Annotated in this window: 6 protein-coding genes, 1 tRNA gene and 1 pseudogene; 2 read left to right on the top strand and 6 right to left on the bottom strand. The window is 65.0% G+C overall.

The window, feature by feature from the left end; genetic code table 11:
- The 4 genes from ACLP9N_RS03490 to ACLP9N_RS03475 all read right to left on the bottom strand — a co-directional run.
- The coding region (locus ACLP9N_RS03490) for a hypothetical protein (protein ID WP_442403628.1) at window positions 1-220 on the bottom strand (220 nt) is incomplete at its 3' end.
- The gene (locus ACLP9N_RS03485; protein WP_442403629.1) at window positions 220-1,140 is read right to left on the bottom strand and encodes a bifunctional DNA primase/polymerase; all 921 of its coding nucleotides are present in this window, start codon (window positions 1,138-1,140) and stop codon (window positions 220-222) included. The genes ACLP9N_RS03485 and ACLP9N_RS03490, both read right to left, overlap by 1 nt.
- Window positions 1,137-2,591, bottom strand: a complete 1,455-nt coding sequence (locus tag ACLP9N_RS03480) for a hypothetical protein (protein WP_442406084.1) — start codon at window positions 2,589-2,591, stop codon at window positions 1,137-1,139. The genes ACLP9N_RS03485 and ACLP9N_RS03480 overlap by 4 nt, the downstream gene beginning before the upstream one ends.
- Before the next feature lie 36 nt (window positions 2,592-2,627).
- The gene (locus ACLP9N_RS03475) at window positions 2,628-2,840 is read right to left on the bottom strand and encodes a helix-turn-helix transcriptional regulator (protein ID WP_442406083.1); all 213 of its coding nucleotides are present in this window, start codon (window positions 2,838-2,840) and stop codon (window positions 2,628-2,630) included.
- 126 nt (window positions 2,841-2,966) lie between these two features.
- On the opposite strand from ACLP9N_RS03475, the gene ACLP9N_RS03470 reads away from it, so the two are divergent.
- Together ACLP9N_RS03470 and ACLP9N_RS03465 are read left to right on the top strand one after the other, a co-directional pair.
- A complete protein-coding gene (locus ACLP9N_RS03470; RefSeq protein ID WP_442403632.1) occupies window positions 2,967-3,416 on the top strand; it encodes a helix-turn-helix domain-containing protein in 450 nt (149 codons plus the stop codon).
- Window positions 3,403-4,512 carry a tyrosine-type recombinase/integrase gene (locus ACLP9N_RS03465; RefSeq protein ID WP_442403633.1) on the top strand — a complete coding sequence of 370 codons (1,110 nt, stop codon included), beginning with the start codon at window positions 3,403-3,405 and terminating at the stop codon, window positions 4,510-4,512. The genes ACLP9N_RS03470 and ACLP9N_RS03465 overlap by 14 nt, the downstream gene beginning before the upstream one ends.
- A 37-nt stretch (window positions 4,513-4,549) precedes the next feature.
- Here ACLP9N_RS03465 and ACLP9N_RS03460 read toward each other — a convergent pair.
- Both ACLP9N_RS03460 and ACLP9N_RS03455 read right to left on the bottom strand, forming a co-directional pair.
- A tRNA-Ser gene (locus ACLP9N_RS03460) sits at window positions 4,550-4,639 on the bottom strand.
- A 40-nt stretch (window positions 4,640-4,679) separates the two neighbouring features.
- Window positions 4,680-4,813 (bottom strand): annotated as a pseudogene (locus ACLP9N_RS03455) (nucleoside deaminase); the annotation flags it as partial.

Below are 4,813 nucleotides of genomic sequence, written 5' to 3'. Positions count from 1 at the left end.
CCAGCCCGGTCGCTTTGGCGATGCCGACCCACCATTGCTTGCTGTCGGGATCCCAGTGAGCGCCGAACCGTCGCAGCCGCATCGCAAGCGGCGAGTCCAGTGGCACGTCGACCCACGCGCGGCCACTGTCACGGACCACGGTTGGCGGGATGTAGTCGGATGAGTCCTGGTGCGTGTCTTGCTCGTCGTCCATCGGGGGGACGTCGTTGGGGTCGATCATCACGCCACCCCCCGCAGTGCTCGGGCGGCAGCCGACAGGTCCCCGCCGTGCTCCAAGACCGCGTAGGCGCTGAACTTCGTGTAGCCCTTGGGATGTCCAGCCTCGGTGACGTCGAACGGGGTGTTCGGCGAATACACGAACAGACAACCGTTCCGGACGGTCGCTGAGCACGACGACGTCGCGGTGGGGTGCAGCCAGCGGGCGCCGTCCGCGTCAGGATCCGCACCGCGGCCCGCCAGCGTCCAGCCGTGCGGTTCGAGGACGTCGGCCCACGACACCGACGCGCAGTAGGCGTCGGCGATCGACGGGCCGGAGAACCTTACGCCGGCGTACCGTTTCCGTGGTGGCGGCACGGGCCGGGGGCGTTCGACGATCAGATCGACCAGCCACGGCGGCGGCGGCGCCACCGGATAATCACAGCGCACATACCGCTCGCGCGTATCGGGGTGGATCGACGGGGCTACCACCACATAGCCGCCGTGATCCTTGTACTCCAGCCCGGCCGGCAGTCGGGTCTTGGACAGCTTGCCGGGTGGGCGGCGGAAAAACAGGTGCAGCCCACCGGATCCGGTGATCTGGGTGAAGGTGTCCGGCAGTGGACCGTACCGCTCCTCGAGCTCGGCGAGTGCCTGCAATCCTCTGCCGGGGTGCGGGCGGCGGTCGGGGCCGTCCACGTCGAGGACGAACATCGACTCCGGCACCCGGGCACCGATGTTCCACGGGGTCCGCGACCACCATCGGGCCACGCTAGCGATGTCGTCGGTGAAGTCGTGGAGGCCGTGCGGGACGAGGTGGCCGACGGGATCCTTGCCGCGGGGGTGGACGATCCTGCCGGTGTCGCGGTCGCGGTGACACAGCGGGCCGACCTGCCAGTGATGTCGCGCGTATTCGATCGCGTGGTCACGCATTCGGGTGCTCATAGGCGATCACCCATCTCGCCGGCACCGTAGTTCTTCGACGCGATCAGCCGATCGCACTGGTAGGCGAAGTCCCATCCCGAATCGCATAGCGGCTGCGGCTGATCGCCGAACACCGGCTCCGGCACCGGTGGGATCGGCGGCAGTTCGAACATGTCCGGATCGAGGTGCACCGCATTGAGCACCGCGCGGATCTGTTCCTCTTTCTCATCGAGGGCTTGTCGCACTTCGTCGAGGACCTGACCGATCTCGGCGCGCTTCTCGTCAAGCAGCGGCACCACATCACCAGAGATGCGCTCACGATGTTCGGCGGATTGCTCATCGACGGACTGCTGCGCCTGTCGCCGCCACTCATCCCTGGCTTGCCGTACACGCCGATTCAGCGTGCCGTCGTAGAACAGTGAGATCACACCATCGGCGATCTGCCGCAACAGATCCGGTTGCAGCGCGGCCAACGCATCCACTTCGGTCTGCTCGACACCCATCGCGGCCGTCCACGCGTCGGCACGGCGCTCGGTGTCCTTCAGCGGAGTTGACGGCAAGCCATACTCGCGCACCTGATCTGGTGTAAGTGCCACCCGGTAGATCTGGAATTCCAGGTCGTCGAACTCGATCGCTTTGAGGCCCTGCAACTTCCGCGCCAGGCTGATCGGCATCTGCCAACCCGCCGGGTCGGCGTCGGAGAAGTAGAAGATCTTCAACGGGCGACCATCGGAAGCGCCAGAGCGCGCCATGTGATGCGCCTGCGTTTCGCTGATCTCGCCGGTCGGCAGATAAAGATCGGCCTGGTAGCGGTCGGCGACACCAGACAAAACCGGGCGCAGCGACGACTTCTCGCCGACCAGCACCAAGTGGTATGGCTGCTCGGCCACGAATCCGGCAAGCCCCGCATACGGGATCAGGTCGTCGGCATCGGGCACTGTCACCCCGTCGAAACTCACGTCGAGCCGCACATCGAAGTTCACGGACACGTATGACTGCGGAGCCGCTGACGACGGGCGCCATTCGTGGATCACCGGTTCGTCGTTGCGCTGGTCGACGATCCGGTCGAACGGGATATAACCGAGCCAGCGGGCGGCCTTGGCCGCAGTCTCGGCGAGCCACCGCCAATCGCTCTCTGTGTTGGTGTATGGCTGGCCATTAGGTTTCGGCTGGCCGATCAGGATGTAGTGCAGCCCGCGAAGATGCCGCTGCCCGGTGATACCGAGCCGACCCAACGTATCGGCAAGCCATGCGCCGTCTCGGTGGCCGGCGTCGGTGTCCACCCGGAACGGATCATTCTGCGGCGCCAGCACCGTCAGCGACTTCAGCGAGCCGCCGGCGGATTCAAGTGCGGCGCGAAGCCCGTTCGGTTCGTGACCGTTATGCTTGAGGTTGTTGGTGGTGCTTGCCGGCTCCTCGACATTGGCCGGGCCCTTGGTGAGGGGCCCGGCTTCTTTTTCAGGCGGCCCCATCGCCGGTGGCGGCTTCCTGGGTAGGGCTGTCCGAGGTCATGCGTTCACCGGGCGGTCAGTGCGGGTGTAGCGGTTGCTTTCAAGCCACGCCTCAATGTCAGCGCGGCGGTAGTAGATGCTGCGGCCCTCTTCTCCACCGAGGCGAATGAACACCGGCCCAGTACCCCGGAACCGTCTCCCGGCCCAGGTCTGATCGGTGGTGCCAGGAAACAGGTTCTTCATCTCTGTAGCTGGGATGAGGTCGTCCACCGGGACTCCTATCATGATGATCGCACCTGCATTTGAGATAGCAGGCTTGTCATCCATCATGACTAAATCCGGCGAAATGTCAAGACGACATAGACATCGATCATCATGATCGGGCATACTCATGTGATGGTAGACAAACGAAACCCGCTCGACCTAACCGGGGAGACCGTCCGCGCGAACATTCGCCAGCGGCGGGAAGGTCAGAACCTCACCTATGCCCAACTGTCCCGCAAGCTGGCCGAGATCGGCCGCAAGATACCGGAGCTAGGGCTACGCCGGATCGAGGAAGGCAACCGCCGCGTCGATGTCGATGATCTCGTGGCGCTGGCGATGGCACTCAAAACGGCACCGGCCACCCTGCTGATGCCGGTCACCGCCGACCAAAACGAGATGGTCTCCCCCACCGAGAAGCACACCAAAATGACGGCCGGGGAATGGTGGGTGTACTTGCAAGCCGACCCATATTCGGGGGGATCAGCGGTCGGGCTGTCGCCGATGGCGTTCATCACCAACACACAACCGCAATGGCTACAACCGCAATGGCTGAAAGAAGACGAGACCGATGGCAACAATTGAGAGTTACGAAACGTCAACGGGCGCAAAGCGGTACATGGTTCGCTACCGAACGCCGCAGCAGACGCAGACGAAGAAACGCGGATTTCGGACGAAGCGTGACGCCCAGGAGTTCGCGTCCACGGTCGAGGTTGAGAAGATGACCGGCACCTACGTGGCGCCGAGCCTCGGGATGATCACAGTCGGCGAGCTGGCCCCGGCGTGGTTGTCCCGTAAGGAATCCGACGTGGCCCCGTCGAACTACCGCACCTTGGAGTCCGCGTGGCGCATCCACGTCAAACCGGCGTGGGGAACTACCAGGGTCGCCGATGTCGACCTCGCCGCCGTGGAGCGGTGGATCGCCGCCATGGGCAAGACCTCCGGGGCGACCACTGTGATCCGGGCCTATGGGGTGTTGGCGGGCATCCTCGATGACGCGGTGAAGTCACGGCGACTGGCAGCGAACCCGAGCAGGGGAGTGGAAAACCTGCCCCACAAGACCGGTAAGCGGCGCGTGTACCTCACAGTCGATGACGTCGCCGCGCTGGCCGGCGAGTCGGGGCAGCATCGGGCGCTCGTGCTCACGCTCGCCTATACCGGGATCCGGTGGGGTGAAGCGGTGGCGTTGCGGGTGTCCGATGTCCAGTTCCTGCGCCGGCGGTTGAGCGTCCACGACAACGCGGTGCAGCTCGGCGTGGATCACGCGGTTGGTCAGACGAAGAGCCGCAAGGAACGGTCGGTGCCGGTCCCCCGGTTCGTCCTCGACGAGCTGGCGGTGCAGTGCGAGGGCCGCAGCCGCGACGATCTGGTGTTCGGTGACGGCGCGTATCTGCCGCGCCCGAAGTCCGAGGGTGGATGGTTCGCCGGTGCGGTGAAACGCGCCAAGGTCCAGGCGATCACTCCGCACGATTTGCGCCATTCCTGCGCCTCGATCGCGGTCAGCTCCGGGGTGAACGTGTTGGCGTTGTCCCGGATGCTCGGGCACACCTCGGCGAAGGTCACCCTCGACACCTATGCCGACTTGTTCGACACGGATCTTGATGCCGTCGCCGAGGCGTTGGATTTGAAGTGTGCCCATTCTGTGCCCAAAGCGCGCCCAACGGCAGCGGTCGAGGTGTAAGAAAAGCTCTCTACCTGCGGTAACAGGCGTAGAACTGTGGCGGTGGCGGAGGGATTTGAACCCTCGGACGGTGTTAGCCGTCACACGCTTTCGAGGCGTGCTCCTTAGGCCGCTCGGACACGCCACCGTCAGGCAGCTTACCGAACCGACCGCTTGTCTCGTTCGGGTCACCCCGATCGCTGCCGGGCGAAGAACGCCTCCAAGGGTGCGGCGCACTCCTGCGCCAGCACGCCGCCGCGCACTTGGGGGCGATGGTTGAGCCGACGGTCGCGGACCACGTCCCACAGCGATCCGACGGCTC

The organism is Mycobacterium sp., assembly GCF_052144515.1.
GTDB lineage: Bacteria > Actinomycetota > Actinomycetes > Mycobacteriales > Mycobacteriaceae > Mycobacterium.
This window is presented reverse-complemented; position numbering and strand designations above follow the sequence as displayed.

What these genes read in the sequence shown, in the direction of transcription:
- ACLP9N_RS03485 (WP_442403629.1), bottom strand. Translation starts at nt 1,140, where the DNA reads ATGAGCACCCGAATGCGTGACCACGCGATCGAATACGCGCGACATCAC.
- ACLP9N_RS03480 (WP_442406084.1), bottom strand. Translation starts at nt 2,591, where the DNA reads ATGGGGCCGCCTGAAAAAGAAGCCGGGCCCCTCACCAAGGGCCCGGCC.
- ACLP9N_RS03470 (WP_442403632.1), top strand. Translation starts at nt 2,967, where the DNA reads ATGGTAGACAAACGAAACCCGCTCGACCTAACCGGGGAGACCGTCCGC.
- ACLP9N_RS03465 (WP_442403633.1), top strand. Translation starts at nt 3,403, where the DNA reads ATGGCAACAATTGAGAGTTACGAAACGTCAACGGGCGCAAAGCGGTAC.